Source organism: Actinoallomurus acanthiterrae, from assembly GCF_054775715.1.
The window spans coordinates 6,555,993-6,582,737 of the sequence record NZ_BAAHCO010000001.1 but is presented as its reverse complement, the minus strand read 5'-3'; the positions used below and the strand labels follow the sequence as shown (position 1 = coordinate 6,582,737).

The following is a 26,745-nucleotide window of genomic DNA, read 5'->3' as shown; positions in this document are numbered from 1 at the left end:
GCAGCGGCTGGCGGGCCTCATCGAGTTCATCGTGCCGACCGCGATCCAGGCGGCCATCGGCGCGCTGATCATGATGGCGGCGAGCCTGATCTCCACCGCGCTCGGATACGGCGACCCGAACAAGCCGATCAACTGGACCTGGGTGGCCGAGGGCGCGGTCGGCGGCGCCCTCGCGGACCTGGGGATCCGCGGCACCGGCGCCGGGCTCAGCGGCCTGGGCAAGTGGTTCGACGGGCTCGTCGGCGACAATTTCAAGAAGTACCTCGACACCAACATCGTCACCGAGCTGAAGAACATCGGCGGCGACTTCGTGAAGATGGGTGTGGGCTCGGGCATCGCCGGGACGCTGGCGCCCGGGCTCGTCGAGGGCTACTGGCACTTCGACCCGATGATGATCGTCGGCGGCGGCATCGGCGGCGCCCTGTTCGGCTCGATCACCCGGGGCGTCCATCTGGGCGCTGGCGGGTACAGCATGAAGAAGATCGGCGGCGGGGTATCCGAGCTGATCGCGGAGGAGCGCCTCGGCGACCCTCCCCCCGAGCCCAGACCCGGCGACGAATTCGGCCCCGGCGGTCCGGGCGGCGGACGGCCGGCGCCCGTGCCGGAGTCCTCCCTGGAGGTGCCGCCGCCGCAGAACCTGCGTCCCGCACCCGCGTCGCGTCCGACGTCCGTCGAGCCTCCCGAGCGGATCGGCACGGTCGGGGAGAACGACCCGATCCTGCGGCCCGGCCTGGAAGACCCGCTGACCGTCAACGGTTCGCACGGCTCGGAGCGCTTCGGCGAGGTCCCGATCCCGTCGGCGAGCCGTAACCTTCCGCAGTCCGTCGATCCGGCGCTCTCCGAGAGCCCCCTCCCGATCGGCGAGAACCGCGCGTCGCTCCCGCCGCCCGTACCGACCCCGGTGTCCGAGCACACGCCGATCACCACTCCGCCGGTACGGCCGGAGCCTCCCGCGCCGAACCCGGCACGTTCTCCACGGCTCACCCCGCTGCCGGAGAACGTTGAATCCCGCCCGGATCCCGTGTCCCCGGTGGAGAGCCTCGCACCCCGCTCGGACCTGACGTCGCCCGCCGAACCGCTCGCCTCGCGGAACCTCACGACGCCGGAACCCGACGTTCAGGTGCCCTCGCATAACGAGGCACCGCCGTCCCGGCCGCAGACCACGTCGACGACACCGCCCGGGACGCCACCGCGATCCGAACCGGACCCCCGCGCGACCGAGTCGCCCGCATCCGTACGGAACGCGCCCCCCGGCGACGTCGGCGCGGAGCCCGAGACCGTACGGCCGAACGAGACGACGACGCGTACGGGTGATTCCGGGGCGTCGGCGGAGCCGTCCGCCGAGCCGCTCACGAAGCCGCCCGCCGAGTCGTCCGCCGGGCCGGTCCGGACGGAGTCCGGAAGCTCGCCCGCGTCCGGTGAGCGCGCGGCCGGGCCGCAGGCCGGCAGAGGTCCGGGCACGTCCACGAGCACCGGTCCGCGGCCCGAATCGCAGACGCCGTCCACGCCCGTACGCACCGAGACCGGCTCCACGCCCAAGGCTGCGGGTCCCGGCGAGCGTCCGCAGGACCCGCCCCCGGCCACCGGCCGGGACCGTCCCGTGCGCGACACCCCGGAGCCGGCACCGCAGGGGCGGGTGGACCGGCGCGCGACCGAGCAGGACGTTCCCGACGAGGGAGAACCGCTCACGACGCCGCGCGAGGCGAACACCCCCGCCACCGAGGCGCCCCCGGCGCCCGTACGGACGGAGTCGACGTCGGCGGAGCCGGCGCGGCACGACGGAGCCGCGCAGGACCCGCCCCCGGCGCCCGAGCGCGAACACCTCATATCGGACGACCCGCCGCCCGCGGGCCATCGGCCGGACGACGTCCTGGTGGACCTGGAGGCACTCGGGCGCGAGGACGTCACACCGAACTTCGGGTTCGAGCCCGACGATCCGGCGGCGACGGAACGGCTGCATACGGGCGAGGCGGAGCTGAGGGAGCGGTACGCCGGGCGGCCCGAGGACGATGACCCCCGCTCCACCGGGCGGCCCGTGGAGGAGAACGGCCGGCGCTTCGGGCGGCTCCAGGAGGAGAACCGCCGGTACCGGCAGCAGTGGGTGGCCGACGACCAGGTCGACGCGGCGATCGCCGCGTACCACAGGTCGAACACGCACGGCGTGCCGGACCGGGGGGCGAACGCCGACCCGGGAATCCGCCTCCGCGAGGCGAGGTTCCCCGACGACCTCACCCGCCCGGTCACCGAGGCCTACCGCGCCGCTCTCGCCGAGGACGAGAGAGCGCGGGCGAAGCCGCCCCAGCGCGTGCTCGGGGGACAGGTGCTGGCCGACAAGCCCCCGACGCTGCAGCAGCGGCTCACCGCCAAGCTCGAGACGGTCTTCGAGACCCACGATTACTCCGGGTCACCGCACGAGGTGGCCGAGCTGCTGCTGCGACGGGACCAGGCTTCGGAGCCGGAGGGCTGGGCGCGGAAGGCGGGCGTGCCGGACGACCTCGTGGAGGCGGTCGCCGAGGGATACCGCACGGCCCGTGCCGAGCACCACCGGGCCCAGGACCAGGAGGACGAGGTCCGGCCCTTCGAGGAGCACCTGGCCGACGTGCTGGAGTCCCGGCTCGGCGGTAGCGACCACGGCCTGAACATCCCCGCGGTGGCCGACCGGCTGCTCCGCGAGCAGGCGCGCCTCGACGCCGACAGAACGCGGCCGTGGACGTTCGAGGTCCGGGACCGGTTCGACGCGCGCTGGAAGCCGGAGTTCGACCGCTACGTGAAGGGCGAGATCACCCGGGAGCAGTTCCAGCAGCGGTTCGATGACCTGGTCGAGGGGCTGCACGATCAGCTCGAGCTGGAGGTCGCGGTCTCCTCGGTGCGCATGAGCGCCGAGGAGGACTTCGACGCGGTCGCGACGGACGCCCGGTACTCGCCGGCCGAGGAGGCGCGGCTGCGGGCGCGGTTCCTCGCCGAGACCGAGGCCGACGTGCGCCGCATCGCCGAGAGGCTCGGCATCAACGGCGAGCGGGTGGACGAGGGGCCCGCGCAGTTCCTCTCCGTGCCGGAGGCGGCGCAACGCCTCCGGATCGGCCTTGCGGAGATGGAGGGCCTGCTCGACGGCGGCAAGGTCAGGTCGGTGACGACCGGAGCCACGCGCCGCGTGCCCGTGGACGCCCTCGCCGAGCACGTCCGCGGCGACGGGCCGGCGCAGCGCCTGACCGTCAACGAGGCGGCGCGACGCCTCCGGATCGAGCGTGCGCAGATGGACCGCCTGCTCGCGAGGGGCGAGGTCAGGTCGGTGCGGTCCGGGCGCGCGCGCCGCGTGACCACGGAGGCCCTCGCGGACTACGTCGGCCGGCCTCGCGAAAGCGGCCCCGGGGTCTGGGACCTGCTCCACACGGAGGCCGACGCGCGCGCCGTCGAGCTGTCGCGGGGCCTGCCCACCCGGCTGGAGCTCGAACACGAGGCCGACCTCCACTTCCGGCGCACCGCCGAGGCGGCGGGTCTGGACCCCGCCTCCGAGCAGGTCCGGGACCTGCGGACGCAGTACGGCGCGGAGTTCGAGGCCCGTACGTGGACCCTCCCCGACGGCAGGGAGACGCGCACGGTCGAGTACGCCGACTTCGAACGGCAGGCGGCGGAGTTCGAGCCGGCGCTGCGGGACCTCGACGAACGCTGGACCGCCCGTCTCCACGCCCGGATGATCGAGGACGCCCTGGTCGACCGCGCCCAAGAGGAGGTCGGCGACCACGAGATGTACTGGCGGGAGATGTCCGAGCGCCCTCGCGCGGAGCGCGACGGCGTCGACTACGAGGCGGTGATCGAGGGCTTCCGCGCCGACCTGCGGGCCGAGAGCTCCCGGCTCCTCGGCGGCCGCCCGCCCGCGGAGCTGACCGCCCGCGACTGGGAGAACCACGTCCAGGAGCTGACCGCGGCGCACGAGCGCCTGGCCGAGCAACTGCCCGCGCGGCTCGACGAGCAGGCCGGCCTGTCGGCGATGCTGCGCCGGGTGGACCAGGCGCTCGAGGGCACCGGCAGGCCGGAACAGCACGTCGAGCGGGTCCGCGCGGACGCTCACACGACCCTGACCGACGCGTACCGGTCCGTGGTCGGCCGCCCCGAGGAGGGTGTCTGGTCCGGCGACGAACTCACGAGCCGCGAGGAGGCTTTCTACCGGGACCACTTCTTGCCCTACCGCGCCTCGCTGAACGATCGGCTGCGGTTCGAGGCGACCGTCGAGCAGAAGCTCGGCGAGGCGGGCCGCTGGTTCACCGAGCTGACCGCCGAGGTGAGCGAGCTCACCGGCCGGGCGCAGCGACGGTACACGATGACCGAGGAGACGTTCGAGGCGGTCTCCAACGACGCCCGGGCCGACTGGGCGAAGCTCCAGCACGAGGTCATGGGGCCGCGCGACCGAGACGTGGCGAAGTGGCTGGAGCTGGAGCGGTCCGGCGGCGACGCCTTCGGCACCGCCCACCGGGAGAGCTGGGAGCAGTTCCAGAAGGAGGCCGACGCGCCCAGGCTGGCCCGGCTGCGCGAGCAAGCAGCGGTGGAGAACGCCCAGGCGCGCGAGCGGCTGTTGACCATCTACCGGGACCTGATCGCCCGCTCTGAGGCGCGGGAGGCCCTGGACCGGACTTTCCAGGAGGAACGCCCGGACCTGCGGTCCCCGAACGCGCTCGCCGACTACCGGACCGGCGAGGAGTCGCTCAGGACACGTCTCCGCGCCGAGATGGAGGCGGCCGCGACCGAGGAGACGCGCGCCGCGGTGCTGGCCGAGGCGCGCGCGGGCCTCGCGGCCCTCCGCGAGCAGGTCGACGCCAAGGAACAGGTGTACCGGGACTGGAGCCGGAACCCCGAGTGGACTCTGGATTTCCGGCAGCTGGAGCTGACCCGCACCCCGCTCGCGGAGTGGGAACGGCGTGCCGGGCTCGGGCCCGAACCGGCCCGCCCGGAGCCCGTGCCTGCCGTCTCGGAAGGACCGGTGGGCCGGCGGGCGTACGCCGAGGACGTCCCGGACGAGGCGAACGTGCCCGTCGAGCACCTCGAGCAGGCCCAAATCCTCCTTCAGGAGGCGCCACTCGAGGAGGCACCGCCGGAGGTCAGGGAGACGCCGGCGGCACCGCGTCCGGCGAGGCTGGTGGTGGCCGAGGCACGGGCGGCCGAAGGGCTGGCCCGTCTGCGCGCCGAGGTCGAGCAGCGCGACCAGGCGCACCTGGCGTTCGACGCGGTGCTCGACGAACAGCCGGACCGCGGCTTCATGTTCGGGGCGCTCGAGCAGGTCGATAGCGCGCGTGAGTGGTTCGTCCAGCAGTGGACGACCACGGAACCGGAGAGCCGCAGCGGGCTGGAGACCGAGCTCACCCGGCGGCTGGACGAGGCGCGGGCGGTCGCCGACGCACGCGACGCGTTCGCGCGGGAGGTCGTCTTCTCCGGGCCCCGGATGCGCACCGTGGACTTGGCCTTCCACCACAGTCCCCAGGCCACCGCGCTGCGGGACGAGTTCGTCCAGGCGATGACCGACGGCCCCGCCCCGACGGAGGACGTACGGACCGGGCTGGTGCAGGACTTTCGGGGGAGGTACGACGGCGCGGCGCGCGCCTGGCGGCGGCAGTTCCTCGCCGACCAGGCGTCCGAGGCCGCGCCGCCGGCCCAGGACCCGCAGAACGCAGCGAACCTGGACGGCGCCGAGGGCCGGCGAGACGACGCGGTGCCGGAGCCCCCGGTCCGGACGGTGACCACCGGCCGTCCGCCCGATCCGGAGTGGACGCCGGAGACAGCGTCCTGGTATCGCCAGGAGCAGGCCGCGCTAGCCAGACGGATCACCGACTTCGTGGCCGGCCGGACGCTCGACGCGTCGACGCAGGCCCGGCTGGCGTCCGACCACGCGCGGCAGCTCGACGCGCTGCGTGAGATCGCCGAGCGCCGCGACGTCGCGCAGCGGGAGTTCACCGAGTTCCTGTCCGGGCAGAGCGACGGCCAGGTGACGCTGCGGTCCGGGGCCACGGCGACCTGGGTTCGCCGCCACCTCGACGACCTGCGCCGCCGCGTCGACGACCTGGGCACGCCCTACATCGACGAGCACCTGGCCGCCACCGTGGCGCCGGAGACGGAGGAACGCGGGTGGACGCCCGTCGTCGAACCGTCCTACGCGAAGCCCGGTGACTGGCGCACCCCCGCGTGGCACGCCGCGGAGACACGCCTGTACGAGACCCTCGAGGCCACTTTCGCCCGGCACGACGCCGAGGCCGCCGTGCGGACGGCCACCGCCGCCGACCGGCAGGCGTTCGACGAGGTCTTCGAGTCGTGGGCCCCGGAGGGCGCTCGGGAGACGGCCGGCGGATACCTCGACGCGGTCCGCGACCGGGCATGGAAGGAGTTCGACCGCCGCATCCTCGCCGGCGACCAGGAGCGGCAGGAGATCCTCGACGGCCTGCCGGACGAGCTGGACCGGCAGGCCGCCCGGCAGGTCGCCCTGCAGGTCGGCCGGGACGCGTACGAGCGCGCCTTCCAGAGCTGGTACGAGGACCGCGGCCGGCGCCTGGGCGACGCGGACGAGGCCCTGCCCGTCGTGCTGACGGACACCGTGGCGGAATCCGTGCGCGGGGGAGAGCGCGCGGGGTTCGAGCGCGAGTGGGAGACCGTCGTGGACGAGTTCCTCGACGGCGTCTCCGACCTCCGCGCCGCCCTGCCGCGGATCATGCCGGACGTCCAGCGCGCGGCCGGCCACCGCCTGGGGGAACTGACCGGCGACGACCTGTGGCAGGCCTTCGACCGGCGCGCCGGTCACGCCTCCGAGCAGGAGCGGTTCACCGAGCTGGTCTCCTCCACCGCCGAGACCTTCCGGGGGAACCTGCCCGAGCCCGACCGGGACCTGCTCGGCGCGTTCGCCGCCGAAGACGCCGTGCCCTCGGGGCCCGGGCGTGAGCAGGTCCGGTCCGACGGGTGGCGCGAGCTCGACACCGCGTACGAGGAGATCTTCCCGCCCGGCGCCGAGGTCACCGCCGAGATGCGGCAGCAGTGGAAGACGAGGTTCGACGCGGTGGCCGCGTCACTGCCGTCGCGGCTGGCCCGGCAGACCGCCCGTGAGGGTGCGCTGACCCGCACCCTCGCCGACGTGAACACCGCGATCGAGGCCTGGCGCACCGCGCCGCCGGAGACGCTCGAGGAGTTCCGGCAGCGGTTCGGCGTCGAATTCGGCGGCGGACTGCCCGGCGGCGTACGGCGTTCGCTGGAGCAGTCCATCGCCCGGTCGGTCAACGACCGGTTCGGCGAGCTGTTCACCGGCGAGCGGAACGGAACGCCGGCGGAGCGGCTCGAACAGTGGCAGTCCTGGTACGGCGAGACCACCGGCACGCCCCGGCTCCACGCGTTGTTCGCGCGAGAGACGGCCCGGCAGGGCGTGGCCGCGAAGTCCGGAGAGGTCTTCGCGGCGGCGTACACGGAGTGGCGGCAGGGCCATCCGGAGCCGGCGCTGTCCGGAGACGACCTCGCCCGCGCGCGTACCGGCCTGACCGAGCGGATGATGGCGGCCTACGAGGAGGTCTTCGGCGGCGCCATCGACAAGCCGGAGGACCTGGCCGAGCGGGCCGCGCTCTGGGACCAGCGGGTCGAACGCCTCACGTCCGAGCTTCCGGCCCACCTCGCCTTCGAGGCCACCGTCCCGGCCGCGCTCAGGACCGCGGGCCGGTCGTTCCAGACCGTCGGCGAGGGCCACGACCTGGACGACACCGAGTGGGTGAACGAGACCGCCGAGTCCTTCCGCGAAGAGTTCTTCGACGAGTGGCGCCTGTGGTGGGCGCCGCTGGACCGCGCCACGATGTCCTCGGAGGAGGAGTCCACCGCAGACCTGTTCGAGACCGGCCGCGCCGAGGCCATCGCCGAAGCGCGGTCGACCATCGGCACCGACACCGACACCGAGTCGATCTTCAGCACCGAGTCGACCGTCAGCACCGAGACGGCCGTCAGCACCGAGACGGATATCGTGCCGTTCGTCCCCAAGGACGCCGCGGGACCCGTCACCCGCCTCACGTCGTCCGATCACGAAGATTCCTCGTGGTCGCCGTTCCGTCTCGGGCCCGAGGGAACCCGGCAGGCGTTCCCGTGGTTGAGCAAGATCAACCCCTTGGTGGTCGAGGGCGGCGACTTCCTGACGAACTGCCTGCTCATCGCGATCGCCATTCATCTCACGCTGGAAGAGGCGCGGCTGAGCCCGGATGAGGATCCGGAGCTGCTGGCCTGGTTCCAGGTTCCGCCGGACGTCCGGTCGCCGTACGAGTACCTGGCGAATCTCGAGAAGGGCGACCCGATCGACGTGCCCGGGTTCCGGGCGATCGAGGACGCGGTGCTGGCGGCGGGATACGGCGCGCACGGGGTCGTCGTGATCGGCGCGCACGGCACGGACGTGGACCACATCGTCACCGCGGTCAACCGGAAGGGACGGGTCGTCTTCCTCGACGGCCAGCGGCGGGGCGAGGCCGACCTGCCGGACGACTTCCGCAGTCTGCAGTTCCTGCCGACCAGTGAGGGTTTCCCGCGCGAACTGGTGGCGGTGCGTCCGGAGCCGTGGCCGCACGGACGGCTGCTCGGCGCCGACCCCGGGGTGGGCCCGTCCGACGGCCAGGCCCAGATCCAAGATCCGGCGGCCGGGACGAACCCGACCGGGCTCACGAGCGTGGAGACGCCGGCGGAGGAGCCGGACATCGTCGACCGCTGGCTCCAGGAGTCCGCGCTCGACAACAAACCGCGTTCCTCGGCGTTGCAGGATCTCGACGCCGCGGTGGCGAGGCTGCGCGGCAATCGCGACGACGTCCGGGCCATGCGCGCGGTGCTGCACGCGATCGACGAGTGGAGGACGCCGAAGAACGGGCCCAGCGGGCGGGACGCGGCGGTCGCCCGGCTGCAGGCCACGGTCGAAGCGGATCTGACCCGCCTGCAGAGCCTGACCGAGGCCGGTGGCCCGGAGCCGGTCGAGCCCGACCTCGGCGCTGCCTTCAGCGATCGGGATCCGGAGGAGGCACAGGTCGCGCTGCGCGACCTGGAGGCCAGGTTCTTCCCGCCGGAGTTGAGCCTCGGCGTCGAGCATCGAGCCGACACGATCGTCACCCCCCACGTGGACGGGGACGGGTACTTCGGGGCAATCGCCAAGGTCCTCGACACCTTGCACGGCCCGGGTGACCGGCTCTATATCAACTCCTGGTACCTCAACCTCGCGACCCGGTTGCGGACCGGGGCCGGTGAGCCGAACCTGGGCGAGCGGCTGGTGGCCCTGGCCGAGGCCGGGGTCGACGTGCGGGTGGTCGTCGCGATCCCGCGGCACTCGCTCGGCTCGTCCGGAGCGCCGCCGCTCCAGCAGGACCTCCTGCGCATGCCGTACGCGACGATGGTCGGGGGCTTCGCGCGGACGAACCTCTACTCGGTGGAGTCGCTGCGGAGCGCGGGCGCCGAGGGCCGGCACCCGCTCGCCGACCGGGTGCTCATCGACTGGGGCGGCGGATTCGACTCCCGGCACGAGAAGACGACGGTGGCCTACAGCGCGACGACCGGCCAGTTGCACGCGTTCGTCGGCGGGATGGACTACGCGCCGAACCGGTTCACCGAAGAACGGCACGCCGGGGCCCCGCAGCACAACTACACGCACGACGCGGGCGTGCAGCTGCAGGGGCGTGCCGCGGAGGAGGTGTTGCGGAACTTCTGGACCCGCTGGGACGAGGCCGCGACGCTGCCGGCGCGCAGCTACTGGTCGAACGGCCAGAAGGAGCCGTACAACGCCGCGGTCAGCCCCAAGCCCGAGTCGCTGACGCCGGAGTACTCGCCCACGTTGGTGCGGACGTCGAGCCGGGCGTACGCCGACGCCGGAGTACGGATCTGGCGGAGCTACGCGCCCCATCGGGTCACTCCTCTGGGCGACACCCTGCGGCTCGACTGGCACACCCTGCCGGCCGGCGGAGTGAGCGAGGTCTCCGACGGCCTGACCGCGGCGATCAACGCCGCCAGGACGTACATCTATGTCGAGGACCAGACGCTCAACCCCTCCCACGTCGGGAACGTCTACAACAAGCACGAGGTCCTGTTCCCGGCGGTCTCCAGGGCACTGGCCCGCGGCGTCAAGGTGATCTTCGTGACGCAGGGCTTTCCCGGCCGGGGCGCCAAGTCCTCGGCCGACGCGACGCCCAAGGTGTCCGGTGAGATCGACGCCTTCGTGCTGCGCGGGCTGACGCCGGAGCAGCGCGCGAACTTCGCCTTGTTCACCTTGAGGGACACCAAGGTGCACTCGAAGATCCTGCTGGTCGACGACGAGTTCGCCTCCATCGGTTCGGCCAACTTCTGGGACCGCTCGATGGTCGGCGACGAGTCCGAGGTCACCGCGGCGATGGTGCACCCGGGTGGCCCGCGCTCCCTCGTCGCCGATCTGCGGGTGCGGCTCTGGCGTGAGCACCTCCGGCTGCCGGAGACGGAGTCGGCGGACACCGATCTTCGCGACCTGAGCGTCGGGCTCGGGTACTTCCGCCGTACGTGGGGCACCGGGACGGCGTCCGACATCCCGGACAGCGTCCTCCAGGAGGTGCGCGACCAGGGACTCGTGAGCCGGCTCATGGGCCGGGCGGGCCCCGCCGACCAGGGCATGGGCATCGCGTCGGTACCGCGACCGGAGGAGTCCGGCGTCGACCCGGTGAGGAGCCTGCCCGATCGGCTGGAGCAGGGGCTCACGGGGATGGGCGTCGACCGGCGCGTGCACGCTCTGAGCACCGGCAACCTGATCCGGCTCGTGCAGACGCCCGACATGTGGGGCGCGCCCATGGCGAAGGACGACGTCTCGGCGTTCGGCGACCGGGCCATCGACGAACTGGCCGGCACCGTGCGCGGGATCATCGGCAGCGGTACGCGGCTGATCGACGTCGTCAGCCTCCTGCCGCCGACCGGCCGGATCCACGAGGCGGTGAAGGACGCCCTTCTCGACGTCGCGTCACGAGAGGGCTCCGGGCCTGTTCTCGTGCGGTTCCTGTTCGGGAACGTCCCGCTGCGTGACACGTTCTCCGAGTTCGTCAAGGATCTGAGGGGTTTCCTTAAGGACAACGGCGTGCCGATGGACCGGATGACCGTCCTCGCTGGGCAGTTGTCCAACGTCCTCAGGGGCTTCTGGAACCATTCGAAGATCGTCGCAGCCGACGGCGCGGTGGCCCTGGTCGGCGGTCACAACCTCTGGGCGGAGACGTACGGCGGTTATCCTCCGGTCCATGACGTCTCCGTCGAGATGATCGGCGAAGGCGCCCGGCACGCGCAAGACTTCGCCGACTATCTGTGGACGAGCGGTGGCGGCGATCTGAAGGTCGAGCAGATCACCGTGGATTACCGAGCCAAGACGCTGTCTCCCGGCCCGGCCCGGAACAAGATCGCCCTCGTCGACCCGGCGGAGCTGCCGCACACCGAGCCGGACCTGAGCCGTGGCGCTCCGGAGCAGTGGCACAGCGGCCGGGCTCTGTCGCTCGGCCGGGCGGCGTTCCTCGGCGACCAGGCCAGTGACACCGCCAAGGAAGCGGTGATCAAGAACGCGCGCCACAGCCTGAAGATCAGCCAGCAGGACCTGGCGTTCACCGGCTTCACCGCGGAGAAGGACCACCAGGTCGCCCGGTGGATCGCCGAGGCGCTGGTGGACAAGCCGGAGCTCACGGTCGACATCGTCGTGTCATCGGCCAAGGCGGGCGCGGTGAACGGCGCGTACAGCTGGGGGTTCGGCGCGCCCGGCACGTACGCGATGATCAAGCGTTTCGTCCGGACGGTGGCCGATCCCGAGGCGCGGGGAGACCGCGACGAACTCATCGAGAGCGCTCTGCGGAGGGTGAAGGTCGCGCCCTTCGTCTTCACCGATCGCGACGGAAGCGAGCGTGGATTCGCGTGGCCGGACCCGCCCGCGGGCACCATCGCGCGACGGTACGAGCCGGGCTCGAAGTTCGCCATGTCGAAGAAGACCGTTCCGGAGCCGGCGAACCACGCGAAGGTCTACATCGCCGATGACGCCGTCTACTACGTCGGATCGGACAACCTGTATCCGCACAAGCTCGCGGAGTTCGGCTACCTCATCGAAGGTGAGGCCGTCCAGGACCTCGTCACCAACTACTGGGACAAGCTGTGGCACTACGCGGAGCCGCACGCCACGGACTTCCACCGGGACATCGTCGAGGACTGGAAGGTCGAATCGAGCCTGGGGACGCTGCACCCGCGTTCGGCGGCCCTGGGCGAGATCGACCGGGCACTCGACCGCTGGCAGCAGGAGGGGCGCCTGGACCCGTCCCGGCTGGAACTCAACGAACGGCAGCTCAGGGACGTCCTGCGCGCGATCGACCGGTGGCGGAACGTCAAGCAGGGACAGCCCAGCGCACGGAGCGAGGCCGTGGACCGGCTGCAGGCGAGCATCCAGCGGGAGCTCGACTCGGTGGTGGCCCGGCGCGCCTCGGGGACCGGCCCGGCCGAGCACGCCCTGGGGCTGCTCGACCAGACCGTGGGCGAGGAGACCGCCCCGGCCCATACGGGTCCGCCGACCCATGCCGATCCGTCCGCGCCCCTGGACCTGCGGCCGGCGGCGAGCGTCGCGGAGGAGGACGTCTACCCGCTCATTCCGGCCACGGACCTGGACTGGAAGCAGCGGGTCCTGGAGGCCGCGCTGCAATCGACCGGCCTCTACGAGTGGACGCGGTCGGGGTTCGATTCGGAAGACGGCTTCAAGCTCTTCAGGGAGTGGGAGGGCCGCACCAACGACTTCGTCCGGTGGCTCCGCGGCGAAGGTCCGTCACTGTCGTTTCAGAGCACGATGAACTGCTGGGAGGTGTTCCTCCACACGGCCCACTGGACCGGCGCGGTCGACCGGAGCTGGCTGGAGGGGATTCACGACCAGGCCGCCCGGGCGGCGATCGGGGTGGTCTACCGGGCGCACCGGGCCGGCCAGTCGGACCGCGGGGCGCTGGCGGACGCGCTGGACCAGGCGTACTACGGCACGCTGCAGCAACTCATGACGGCCGGCGACTTCGCACGCCACGACGTCGATCCCCTGACCGGGCTGACCACACCGGACATCCCGCCCGGGCATCTCGTCGTGTTCGGCGACATGAACCACGTCGCGATGGCGTTGGGAACCCGGGACGCCCAGGGACGCCAGGAGGTCATCAACAACTGGAACTTCCCCGAGAGAGAGCCCGGGCGGCCGACGACCCTTCCGTCCGGTCCGGGGTTCCTGCAGCGGACCACGGTGGAGGAGCTCCAGGAGGTGATGGCCCTCTACGACCTCCCCACGACCGTGACCTCCGCGGCACCGGCGTGGCCGGTGACCCGTACCGACGCCGACCCCCGGAACGGTGTGCCGGTTCCGGTGGAGGAGCCGGGCGCGAAGGTCGAGCGGCCGGCGAGTCCCGATGAGTGGCTGGACCGGCGGTTCGACGCGCCGGTGGCCAAGGTCGCGACGGAGCGGTACGACCCGAAGGTGAACTTCCTCGCGGGCGAGTCGGGGAAGGGCTCCGCGTGGGAGACGCTGATCCGGGTCAACGTGCAGCGCATCCAGGCGGAGAACGGGACCTGGGTCCGCGTCCATGTCGTCACGCTGCCGGTCAAGCCCATGTTCGGCGTGACCGAGGCCGACGTCAGGGCTCTCCAGGCGTCGCTGAACCGCCTGTACGACAAACACGTGAACCGGGGATACAAGCTCCCGCAGTCGGGAGACCAGCTGTTCATGGCAGTGAAGCTGGCCGTCGCCCCCGATCACGGGGAGGCCGTCGAGATCCGCCCGGGACGGACGGCGGACGCCCCGGACCTCGAGCTGACGCGTCCGGACGCCCGGCACTGGGGTCTGCGCGACTTCCTGGTCGTCCTCGCGCATGAGTCGTCGCACGCCGGTGGGCTGCCGGACGAGAACGTGGATCCGGAGTCGTTGTTCCGGCGGCTGGCGACGTTGACCGTCGTCGGAAGCGACGGGATCCGGCGGATGGAGCGGCGTTCGGCGGTCAAGTTCGACGGGCTCATGGCGGGCGGACCGTTCGACCCGGCCCAGGAGATGCCGGCGCGGTACCTCGAGATCATCGAGTCGGTGGTGGACGCCACCGGCGTTGTGCGGGACCACCCGCTGGAGTCGTCCGACGCGCCGGCCTTCGCCATGGTGGTGACCACCGAACAGAGCGGCGCCGCGGACACCGTCGCGGCCTCGTCGGTCTACGAGGTCGTCGGCCGGCCGGACGACCGTCCGTCTCATCCCGCCGCATCCGCACCGGGCGGTTCGGGCCTGAAGCGTGCCGCCGATGACGAGGCCGGCCCGGAGCCGTCGGCCAAACGCACGCCGGGCACCGAGACGGTGGAAGAGCGGGGTCTGACCCCCGGGGAGGGATGGTCACCGCCGGTCCGGACCGGACGGATCACCGCTGCCGCGACGGAGGAGGAACGGGGCCAGGCTTCGAGCGGTCCCGTGGCGAATGCCTACGCGTTCGATCCGGCGACCGTGCGGCTCTGGACGCACCGCGTGCTGCAGGCCGGGCTGGTGTCCGTGGGCCTCTACAAGTGGGTGCCCTCGTCGTTCGACGCGAAGGACGGCTTCCAACTCGCCACGACCACGCCGCGCGGCACGAACGACTTCGCCAAATGGATCCGCGGTGAGGGCCCCATGCCGTCGGCGCGGAGCGCGATGAACTGCTGGGAGGCGTTGCTGCTCACGGCCCATCGGTCCGGGGCCGTCGACAAGGCATGGCTGGAAGGGATCCATCAGGACGCCACTCGAGTGACGGCCGAGGTCTTCCGTACGCAGTTGGCCGTGGTGTCGCCTTCCCGCGCGATGTGGGAGGCGGACTACGCGTACGCCGAGGCGTTCGCGCGGTCGATGCTCGCCGGCGATCTCACGACCCATCAGGTCGATCCCCGGACCGGCCTGATCACGCCGGAGGTCCCCGCCGGGCATCTCGTGGTGTTCGGCGCCCTGGCGCATGTCGCGCTGGCGCTCGGCACGCGTGACGCCCAGGGCCGCCAGGAGATCCTGAGCCACTGGGTGTTCCCCGAAGGAGAGCCCGGGCGGCCGAACCTCCGGCAGGGCACCGTCCCGGGGTTCCTGCAGAAGACCACGGTGGAGGAGCTGAACCGCCTCTTTCCCCCGCCCGGCTTCCGCGTCGTGTCCGCGTTGCCGGCGTGGACGGTCGCTCGGACCGGTGGCGGCCCTCGACATGGGGCGGCCGGGTCGGCTGAAGAGCCGGGTGCGGTGGCCGGCAGGCCGGCCTCCAGCCACCGGCCGAACACGCCCGCCAGAGCGAGACGGGTCCGGTGTCGTCGCAGCAGCCGCGCCCGCCCGCGGACCCGCTGACCTCTCCACCACCCGTCCTCTTCGGTATGGTCTATCGCCACGCGGCCTGGCCCGTTCTCCGCGAAGGCCACGAGAAGGCCTTGGCCTCGATCCTGGCCCGTCGCCAGGGCGCGTACGTCGCCGCGCGGGGCGCCGTACGGATGCTGAGCGCGGACCTGTCGGCCACGCGAGGTGAGGACGCCGCGTCGTGGTTCGCGACGGAACAACGATCGGTCGGTTCGCGGGCGGAGCTCGAAGCCCTGCTGGCCCGGCCGGACTGGGCCGTGCCCGAGACGATGGCCGCCTTCGCCGCCGCGGTGCGACGACAAGCTCCGCCGAACCCTGCCGAGGGAGCCGTGGGCCGTACCGCGGCATGGCGCACGGCCATGCAGCAGGTGCGCGGCTACCGTCTGGGCGACGCGCCGCTCGACCACGTTGAGAAGCTGTTCTCCGCGTACCGGAATCTGGCGGCGAACCACCCGAATCCGCTGCCTGAGTCCGATCAGGGCCGGGGGATCCTCGCGGCGATGATCTCCTGGCGGGTGCCGCTGGGGGACTCGCTGTACGACATCGTGCTCGCCTGGCAGCGTGCCGGGTTCGGCACCGAGAAGGCGCGCTGGGCGCTGCGCAGCGAGGCGTCGGACTTCTACGAGTGGGTCAACGCGGCGTTCACCCCCCTCACCGGCATCACGGACGCGCGGGCGAAGATGGCGTTGCGAGCGCCCCATCTGCTCCTCCACGAGAAGTTGGGCAAGCCGCGCCTCCTCTCAAGGACGGGATTCGCGCCTGGTGGCCGGTTCGGCGGGCCGGTGGGCGATCTTCGCGGGGGGGCGCGGGACACCGGAGCCGATCCGATCGCGGCGGGTCGGCCGATCGGGCGGGAGCCGGCGGTCGGCGGGCCTCGCGAGGGCGGTCTGCGGGTCGTGCCGCCGAAGGCCGGCACCGGCTCGCTCATGCCATCGGCCCGGGGCGCTCCGGTCCTGGCGCCATCGGTCGAACGCGCGCGGGAGATAGAGACGGCGGACACGCCGTCGCCGCGGTCGAGCTCGCCCGACGACTCCGGCCCTCTCGACGCGCCCGTACGGCTGGGCCTCGTCTACGACTACGAAACCTGGCCCGGCGTTCGTGATGGCTACGAGACGGCCCTCGCTTCATCGCTGGCGGAGGATCCGCGCGCGCTCGAAGCCGCGACCGCCGGCGTCCGCATGCTGCACCAGGACCTGTCCGCGAGATTCGGGGACGCCGCGTCCTGGTTCGCGACGGAGCGGTGGCCGGTCGGTTCGGCGGCGGAGCTGGAACGTCTGCTGAGCGGCCCCGAGTGGGGCGTGCACGAGACGATGGACGCCCTCGCGACCGCGGTCGGATACGTACGGAGCAGCGCCGGACTTCAAGCCCCCGGAGAGCGTGACGAAGCCTGGCGCGAGCAGATGCGGGAGTCGCGCGGATACCGCCTGGCCGACGAGCCGCTCGACCGCCTTACGGCGCTGTTCTCGGTCTACCGGGAATCGCTACCGGACTCCGACGGCCGGTGGATCCTCGGGGCGGCGATCGGCTGGCGGGTGCTCCGGCCGCACCAGGATCCGCTGTACGACGTCGTGTCGGCCTGGGAACAGGCCGGGTACGGCGCGGGGCCCGGGGCCGAACCCGTGCGCTCGGTGCTCACCACTGAGGCGGGCGACCTCTACGAATGGGCCGACCGGACCTTCGTTCGCCGTGCCGACCTCGCGGACCCGCAGGAGGCGGCGGCGCTGACGCAGCCGCATCTGCAGGTGCACGACCACCTGGTGGCGCCGTCCATCCCCAGGAATCTCCAGGAAGCGGCCGGTCCGGGACAGATCGAGCGAACGGCCGGTGAGCAGGGCCTGACTCTGCGAGAGGTCGCCGCCCTGCTGAGCGTCGACGGCCTGGAGCCCGAGGGCATCGACCCGATCGCGGACCTGGAGTGGCAGCTCGCTCGGCGGGCGGCCGTACGCCTCGACCAGGATCAGCGGGTCGTGTACTGGGCGAGGTGGTGGTCGGCAGAGTCGTCGCCCGCCACCGAGCCGGGCGAGCCGGTGGCGGTGCCGCCGGTCCACCCGGTGTGGGGGTCGGCCGAGGACGCACTGGCCCGCGTCGAGCGGGATGCCGGGCCCGGCCGGGTGGAGCTCTACCAGGTAGAGGAGACCGTGCAGGTCGCCGGCCGGTTCGCCGAGGCGGCGGGTCTGGGCGAGCTGTACTACATCCTGGACGGCGAGCAGTTCTCCGTCGCCGGGACTCGCGCGGACACCGACCCGTCGACGGGCGGGCCCATGGCCGTGATGACGCTCGAATCCCCGGTCCATGACGAGTCCTCCGTGGCGGAGATGTCGGTCGACGGATCCGATGACGGCGTCTTCGCCGCCGCCGAGCCGTCGATCGGCGCGATGGGGAGGGGCGGTCTTCGCGGGGGCTCGCGGGACACCGGGGTCGATCCGCTGCGGGCCGGCTGGCCGATCGGCCGGGAGTTCACGGTCGAGGGGCCGCGTCACGGTGGGCTGACCGAAGTGCCCGCTCCGGCGCCGGCGGGGACGGGTAAGTCCGCGGAGCGGTGGTTCACGTACGAGCGCCCGCTCGAGTTCCGGTCCGTGCCGGTCCGTTATGAGGTCAGTGACGTGGGGCGGGTCCGGCTTCCGGACGGGCGGACGCTGTCTTCGGACGGCTGGCTGCGGTTCGGCGATGACTTCTTCCACGGTCCGACGGGCGCGTTGCTGCGGGGTGACAGTGGCTGGGTCGGTCAGGTCGCCAACGCGGATCGGTTGCGTGAGGTCCTTGGCGCACCGGGGTTCGAGGTCACGCCGTACACGCTCGTCGGCGGGCCCTCGGGCATCCACCTGACGCCGGTGGAGGCGGAGGGCGGCCCGGCCGTCCTCATCCCGCTCTCGGACCAGACCGCGCCGCTCTCCGCCCGGCCGGTCAGCGCGCCCTCTCCGGTCGACCCTGTCGTCGTGACCGGACCGTCCGAGGAGGGTTACGCCGATCGCCTAGCCTCGCTGCTGGCCGGCGACCCGGTCGATCAGTCCGCGGTCGTGGAGCAACTTCATCTTCGCCGCTCGCTCGGGGACGACCGGACGGCCGAGTCGCTGGACGCCGCGTTCCGCGAACGGACCGGGGGAACCTCACTGGCCGAGGCGATGGACGACGCGGTCGCGGAGGGACGTGCGCCGGAGACGCTGGTCGAGGACGTCCTCCGGATGCTCGGCCTGGTCTCGGAGTTCACTCTCGGGGCTCCGCCGCCCGGTCCGATCGCGGTCGCTCCGAAGACGTCGCCGGCCTCGCTGCCGCAGGTCCAGGCCTTCGTCGGGAACCTGCACACGGTGCTGGTGGAGCATGAGGACGCGGAGGGCGCGTTCGCCCTGCTGCGCCTCCTCGGCGAGGACCTGCCACAGGCCTGGGCCGTTCAGGAGGCCTATCAGGCCCGTTACGGCGCGTCCATCGACCGGCATCTGAACGACCTGTGGGAGCGCGAGCACGGCGGCGTCGCCTGGCACCGCTGGGCCGAGGTCTGGCCGCTGGCCGCCGCCGACAGCCTGTTCGGCGAGACCCGGCCGGAGCCGGTGTCGTACGCGCAGGTCGGGCGGTGGTACGACCTGCTGACCGACCTGAGCTTCCAGCACCACGAGCTCGGCGCCGTCCGAGTGCCGACCGACCACGTCGCCGACGGCTGCTACCTCCGAGCCCATCTGGTCGCGCTGCGGCTCCTGCAGTGGGGTGCCCCCGTTGGCAAGATCACGGTGACCGCCGCCGGCACCGACGGCTGGGGGCTGGGGCTGCGCTCCGGCGACCTGCCGGGCTCCCTCGACCCGGTGCGGATTCCCTGGCAGTACCACATCGCCGCGGTGGTGTGGGCCCACGACGCGGAGGGTCGTCCGGAATGGATGGTCCTCGACCCGGCGCTCGGCCGCGGGCCGCTGACCGCCGGTGAGTGGCTCACCGCCATCGGCGTCGATCCCGGCAACGACCGCAACCTCTTCCTGACCGGCGCGCTGGACGACGTTCAGAAGGCATTGTGGGAGGAGTTCGACAAGGCCCCGGCCTCCTGGTGGTTTTCCGACAGGGTGTCCAATCCGATCGGCCGGGCCGTCGCGGTGATCACGGAGGCACACGCCGAGTCGCATCCCCTGCAGTACAACGCGGGCAATCTCGTACAGGCCGACGCGAACATGCGGGAGCGGACCGGCACTCTCGTCCAGCACGCCGTGGCGATGCGGGAACTCCGGTACGCCCGGTACGCGGGACGCGTCCTGGAGGAGCTGCGGAGCGCGGGCACACCGGCCGAGGAGGCGGCACTCCGGCTGGAGACCGAACTCGGGGGCGCCAGCCCGAGGCGCGGCACGCTCGTACGCTATGCCGACCTCGACCGCTCGCTCCGCGAGGTGCTCGGCGAGCGGTACGACGACCTGACCCACAGGCTCTTCCCGCCGGAGGAGGACGGCCAGGAGCCATCGGTGGACGAACTCGCCGACGCGCTCGCCCGTACCTCCCTGTCCGCGAACGCGGGCGAGGTGACCGTGCCGTCCGAGACGGTGGTGGAAGAGCCCTCGCCGGTGCCGTCTCCGCCGCCGGACTGGCCGCGGTGGACGAGTGCGCCGCAGGCCCGGCCCGCGACCGCCGATGACATTCCGGCGGATCTGACGCGTCCGGAGGACGCCGATACCCTCCCCGAATCGCCGGTCAGGTTCGGGCATGTCTACGACTCTCCCTCCTGGGCCTCGGCGCGCACTGTGTACGAGCGCACCCTCGGGCGGGTACTGGCGGCGGACCCGGAGTTGCTCCACGCCGCCCGCGACGCCGCCCGCCGCCTGTACGCCACGCTCGCCCGCCGCATGGGAGCCGACGCCGCCGCCGGCGGCTTCCGCGTCGCCTCGGGGACCGAGCTGGAGCGGCTGCTCGGCGAGGACTCGGAGTGGACGCTCCAGGACGTCATGACCGGGATCTACGAGGCGGTCCACTACCACCACGCGGCCCTGACCGAACTGTGGAAGGACGTCCCGCGCGCCCGGGAGCAGCGGAGCGACGAGTGGCGCACCGAGATGCGCGACGTCCGCGGCTACCACGTGCATCTTCTGCCGCCCGACCAGACCGAGTGGCTCTTCCGCGTCTACCGGCGGCTCGGCTTCGGACCGGATCACCACCGGCTGTTCCTCCAGGCGGCCATCTCCTGGGGCACGGCCATGTCGCAGCCGCTGTTCGACGTGCTGCGGGCGGGGCTCGGCGGTGACCCCCGCTCCGCGGTACTAAAGAAGGCGCTGTCCGGTGAGGCGGCGGACCTGTACGCCTGGACCGACGAGGAACTCGGCCCGCGCGAGCGTACCGGCGACCGGGAGCTGCTCGCCGACCTGACACCGCCGCACCTGCTGACGTACGACGCGCCGGCTTCCGCCCCGGCCGAAGGCGCCGACGAGGGGACGACGCGGGCGCCGTGGTCGCCGGCCCTGCGCAGGCGGATCTTCACCGCCGCACCGGGCGAGGAACCGTGGCAGCGCATCACGGACTCCGACGGGGAACTCGTCGGGTTGCACCTCTTCCCGTCGTTCGACTGGTCCCTCCGCGCGTCGTTCTACGGCGGGTTGCGCGAGATGACCGGCATCGTCTGGCGCTGGTCGGAGGGACGGCTGCAGGGAGCGCGGTTCACTCCGCCGCTCACGACCACGGCACGGACGGCGTTCACCGCGGGCCACGGCGTCGACCTGGCGGGGCGCGCGGACCTCATCAAGGCGGCGGCGCGGCGGCTCGCGAGCCTGGGGTACACCGACAACGTGGTCCTGGTCTGCACTCCCGTGCGGACGGGCCAGGACGACCTCGGCTCGACGGCCCACGCGGCCGGCATGGTCATGCACCGGGTGACCCACGCCGTCGCGGTGACGGCGTCGGGGCACTTCCACCTCGCGCCGCGGGCCGACGGCCGGCCCAGCGCGTGGCGGGTCGTCCATCCCGACGGCCGTACGGAGGAGTTTCCCGCGCAGGAGACGCTGACCTGGGACGTGCCGGCGTCGGAGTATCCGGACGCGCCTTACTTCAACACGGCCGGCGGTGCACCCGGCGGCGTGGGGACGTACGGGCCGCCGTCCGGGATTCCCTCGGGCTCCGAGGGACCGGTCGACGGTGGCCTCACACCACCCCCCATCCCCTTCGACGCGGATGGTCTCGCGTTGCCCCCCATCCCCGCCGAGACCGGCCGGGGGACGCTGCTGAGCTGGACCGACCCGACCGGCCGGTACCAGTTCTTCCGCGGTGAGCTGGGCGCCGGCGACGGTACGGGGATTCGCGGGTTCGAAAGGGGCGCCCGTGCGGCGTGGGCGGTCGCGCACAGGGACACGCTCACCGCCCCCCACGAGACCCCGCCGCCGGCCAGACCGGGCAATCCGCTGGCGGCCCCGGGATACCGGCTGCGCACCGGCCAGGTCGTGCCGGCCCGCGACGGCGTTCCGGCCCGCGAGGAGGAACCGTCCGGCGAGGTCACGTCGGTCCACGAGAGCGAACCGTCCGGCGGGAGCGCGCGCCCGGTGTCCGCGACCCGGATGGGGTACGGGGCCGGCAACGCGATGACGTTCGCCGACCTGTACTCGCGCGAGCAGGCACGTGAGACCGGCTCGTTCTCCTCGCCCGGCCGGAGACTCGGCGAGGAGAACGACGCGGACGCTCACCTCGCGGGCCTGACGAGGACCTTCGCCGACCCGGTGATCACCGAGCGGCCGTCGAGGGATCCGTTCGCGGGCCCAGGCCACCTGCTCGGCGAGGGGGACGGCAGGGGCGCGGGCATTCCGGGCCTGGACAACGACATCCGCGCCGAGTCCCAGCGGCTGCGGGCGGAACGCGGGCCTGTGAAGGTCCAGCCCCCTGCGCTGTTCTCCAAGGCCAGAATCGTCACCCTCGGGCAGGTCACCGACACGCGGACCGAGGGCGGCGGCCGCGCGCTGTCGGCGGGCGGCACCGGCGGGCTGCTGGCGACGCGCTCCGGCGACGGCACCGTCACGATGCTCGAAGAGCCGACGCGGCCGACGTCCGCGCGGGAGACGAGCACGGAGGCGGACGCCTCCGTGACCGGGCGCCCACCCGCGCCTCAGAAGATCACTGACGAGCCCGAAACCCCGGTCACCGCTCGGGCGACCGAGCACGCCGGGGGCGAGGTCGAACCGCAGGCCGAGAGGACCGAACTCGAGGAGGCGGCCACCTCTCCCGCGCCCGAGAAGACGGCCACCTCTCCCGCGCCCGAGAAGACGCTCACGCCTCCCGCGCCCGAGGAGACGGTCGCCCTTCCCCCGTCCACCCCGGACCCGGTCCGGGAGACCGGGACCACCCCGGCGCCTCCCGAGTCCGTCACCCCGTCCGTGCCCACCACCGCGCTCGGCCGGGCGCGGGAGGTGCTGGCCGGGCTGCCGGAGGAGCGGCGTGCCGAGGTCATGGGCCAGGCGTCGATGCTCGTGGGTGACCTGAGCGGCCGGGTTCCCTCGCTCCAGGACCCCGGCGGCCGGGTGCCGTGGGAGGACTGGGCCGGGCTGCGCGTCGCGGCCGAGATCGCCCGTACGGGGCCGGAGGCCGGTGAGCGCCTCGCCCGCGAGCTGACCGCCTCGCATCGCGAGCGCGCCCGGAGGGCGATCAGCACGGGGGAGACCGTGCCCTCGACCCCGCTCGGCCGGGCGCGGCAGGTCCTGGCGGGGCTGACGGAGCGGCGCCGTGCCGAGGTCATGGGGCAGGCCGCGACGTTCGTGGGCGACCTGAGCGGCCGGATCCCCTCGGTGCGGGACTCCGGCGGCGAGGCCTCGCGGGTCGACCAGGCGGGCCTGCTGGTGGCGGCCGAGATCGCCCGATCGGGCGCGGCGGCCGGTGAGGCCCTCGCGCGCAGGCTGATGTACGACCTCGACGAGCCGCTCGTGCCGCGGGTCCTCATCGACGGGGCCCGGGAGAACGTCGCCCGGACCACGATCGACCTGCTGCGGGGCAACGAGGAGGCGGACTACCCGCAGATTCGCCACGAGGCCCGGCTCATCATCCGGCGGCTCACCGGCATCGCCCCCGACGACGAGAGCGCGACGGCGCGGGGTCTCCAGCGAGTCCTGCTGCTGACGGAGGCGGAGATCGCCTGGGCCGGTCACCGGGCCGCCGCCGACCTGGCGGCCGACATCCTCGGCCTGCCGCGCCTGCCGGACACCCGCGTCCTCGACGAGTTGACCAGTGCGGGCCGGTTCGACCTGGGCCGGGCTCGCGCGACGCTCGGTCTGCTGTCCGACGTCCGGCGCGCGCAGCTCCGGCGGGAGACCGCTGCCATCGTCCGGGCGGCGCTCATCGGGTCGGCCCTCGAACGGGCGCCGCGGGACTGGCGGGAGCTGATCGCCGCCGAGATCGCCCGGTCCGGACACACGGCCGGCGAGGACCTCGCACGCGACCTCGTACTGCGCGAGCAGTCGGCGAGCGAGACGGTCGCGAAGACCCAGTGGGGCAAGGCAGGCGACCGAACGGTGGCGCTGTGGCTGCCCGGCCAGGGCGAGTCCGCTCTGCCACGGGACGTCGAGACGCTCTCCCGGCTGAGCGAGGTCGTGCCCGAGGGGATGGTGCTGGTCGTCGGCGAAGCGCAGGACGGCCTGGCCACGGCCCGTGAGCAGGAGTTCAAGGCCTATGCGATGGCGAAGGCCATCGAGAAGCTGGCGCCCGGCCTGCACCCGCTCCTGGCCATGAACAACGGCGCGAGCGTCGCCGAGCCCGTGTCGCGGGCGTTGAACGGGCCGGTGGTGGCCACCCCGTACGAGGCGATGTTCGATCGGCGGACCGGCGACCTGCTCTCGCGCCCCTCCGGAGACACCGGGACGGAGGAACCCCGCCGGGACGAGTGGTTCCGGATGTTCATCCCGGGAGACCGGGAGGGCCTGCCGGTCACCCCGGGGCTGCTCACCTCGGTCGAAGGTGAGCGCGAGACGAAGCCCGTCGTCGAACCGGATCCGCTGCCGTTCCCCCCGGACGCCGAGGCCGAAGCCGATGGCGAGGCGCCGCCCGCCCCTCCGGGACCGCCCGCGCCGACAGAGCCGTCGGAGCCCGCCGTACCGGCGGGGTCAGTGGAGGTGACTCCGGTCACCGTGGACCCGATGGTCGTCCGGGCCGGTGTTCCGCGCGAGGACCTGCCGCAGATCATGGTGGCGGTCGCCCGCATCCGGCAGGAGCTGGATCGGATCGGGGCGCACTACACGCAGGAGGACGTCGACCTGCTCCCGCAGCGGCTGCTGGCCAACTTCCCGCACCTGCACCAGGGCCTGCAGGTGCCGATGGGCGACGCCGAGGTGCTGGTCAGGCTCGACGCCACCGACCCGCAGAAGGTGCAGAACCCGGGAGGTTCGACGCGGAAGGTGTCGGACCTGCCGCCGGTCGAGGGCGAGCACACGGCCGGCGGCACGGTGAACTCGGTGTTCGCGACCGGCGCGCACACCCAGAGCGTGTCCGGGCAGACCGGCGCGACGCGTGGGGCGATCTCGCTGTCCTTCGGCATCGGCGCGACGCCCTTCGCGCTCCAGGTCGTGAGGGTCGGCGTCTCGCTGTCGGGCACCGCCAACCAGTCCAACCGGTCCCTGACCCACATCGCCGACGCCGAGGGCGGTCACGTCGAGGTCGCCGGCGGCGGTCACACGCTGCTCGCCTACACCGGGCACTGGTCGTTCCAGGTCCGCAGAGGGCCGGGCGGGAACTGGGACACCCTCCCGGTGCACCGGGTCGACGACCCGACCGACGAGAAGCTGCTCGTGTGGGTCCCCGACAACTACCTCGGGACCGCGCCGGCCCAGGTCACCGCGACCGGCGACGCGGTGAAGACCGGGCGGCTCCCGGCGTACTTCTTCGCCTCCGGCCTGTCGCATCTCCCCGAGCTGTTCGACGCGACGATGGCGGAGCTGCGGCAGCGCGGACTGGACATGCCGGTGGGCGGTCAGCTCCGCAAGGAACTGCTCCAGAAGCTGTGGAACCTCAACATGCATCTGGACGCCGCCGTCAACAACGCCGACGGCGGGTACCAGTTCGACCTGCACAACGAGTACGGGCGGCCGGTGGCCACGGTGTCGGTCCGGTCCGAGCTGCTGGCCGGCACGGCCCGGGTCGGCGCCACCAGCAAAGACTCCAACATCGAGAACGTACGGACCCTCATCTCCGGCTCCAGCGGCGGTCACAGCATCACGAACAGCAGCACGCTGACGTTCCCGAGCGTCGACTTCGGCCTGCAGCCGTTCCACAACACCGACGTCGGCATGGGCGTCTCCTTCAACCTGTCCTACTCGTCGTCGAACACCGACTCGATCTCGGCGGGCAAGGTCGGGCTGTTCGTCGTGGTGCCGCGCTACGTCGGCCACACCAGTGCGTACCGGATGTCGTTCCGCCACCGGGTCACGGTCAGCGTCCGCGGCCGCGCCCAGCCGGGGACGACCCGCCCGATCGACGGGAACGCGCTGGTCCGGGTGCCGGAACCGATGGCGTACGAGCACGGTCTGCCGGTGGACGCGGAGGCGCTGAAGGGTGCGCAGACGGGTGGCACCCGGCCGTACGCCGAGGGCGACATCCGCCGCCTCGGCAAGCGTGAGATGCCGGCGGACCCGGCCGATCACCCCGCGCCGCCGCCGTGGCTGAAAGACGCCAAGGGCGTCGGGACGGGCCTGCCGTTCTGGTCCGAGGGCACGATCCAGCGGGTGCAGGACGCGGTCAAGACGATGGCCCGCAGGTACGGGTTCCTGCCCGCCCGGGCCGACCACCCCTTCGCGGACTACTCCCGGTTCGGCCATGGCAACAAGCTCGACAGCCTGGCCGACATCCGCCGGCAGATCGAGAAGTTCGCCTCCGACCGAGGCCTGAGCTCCCACTTCGACCAGCTCCACCAGGACGGCATGGTCTTCACGCTGAAGAAGCGGCGTGGCGGCATGGGAGTCGACTGGGACGTCGACTCGATGAAGGTCACCATCACGGCGCGGGGGAGCGGCTCGGCTCCGCGGTACCTCGGCTCCGCGGAGGACTACCGCATCGTCAACCTGGTGATGGGCATGAGCAGCGCCGGCATGTCCGTCTCCCACTCGCGCAAGATCGCGCTGGGTTTCAAGGTGCGGGGCCTCTACCAGGTGCTCAAGGGCGCTGTCATGGGCCTGGAGTACCAGCGGAGCGCCGGTGCGAGCGACGCGATGAGCGTCCTCACCAACCTTCCCCAGCTCATGGAGTTCGACGGGCCCACCCACGAGTTCGAGGTGACGCGGGACCTGGAGATCAAGTTCGAGCTTCAGCACTCGGGCAGGCAGGGCCGGGTCCTCGCGGGCCGGCGCAACCCGCCGCCGATCACGCTTCCGGGCGAGACCGCCCGGGTGTTCGTGCTGCCGGTCTCCGAGGAGGGCGGCCCCACGTCGAGCGGTCCGACGCCGGCGCGTGCTGGAGCAGGGTGTCGTGACCTTCCTCGACACCACCGGCGTCCGTAA

General features: G+C 72.6%; 2 protein-coding genes (1 of these 2 cut by a window edge). Both read left to right on the top strand.

Going from position 1 to position 26,745, the window contains the following annotated elements; translation table 11 throughout:
* On the top strand, positions 1-15,319 hold the 3' portion of the coding sequence (locus ACYVF7_RS31015; RefSeq protein WP_460347716.1) for a WXG100-like domain-containing protein. The gene continues 491 nt to the left of window position 1, outside the view; 15,319 of the gene's 15,810 nt are visible here — the last part of the coding sequence; the start codon falls outside the window, past its left edge; it ends in the stop codon at positions 15,317-15,319.
* Positions 15,280-26,745 carry a protein-glutamine glutaminase family protein gene (locus tag ACYVF7_RS31010; protein ID WP_460347714.1) on the top strand — a complete coding sequence of 3,822 codons (11,466 nt, stop codon included), beginning with the start codon at positions 15,280-15,282 and terminating at the stop codon, positions 26,743-26,745. The genes ACYVF7_RS31015 and ACYVF7_RS31010 overlap by 40 nt, the downstream gene beginning before the upstream one ends.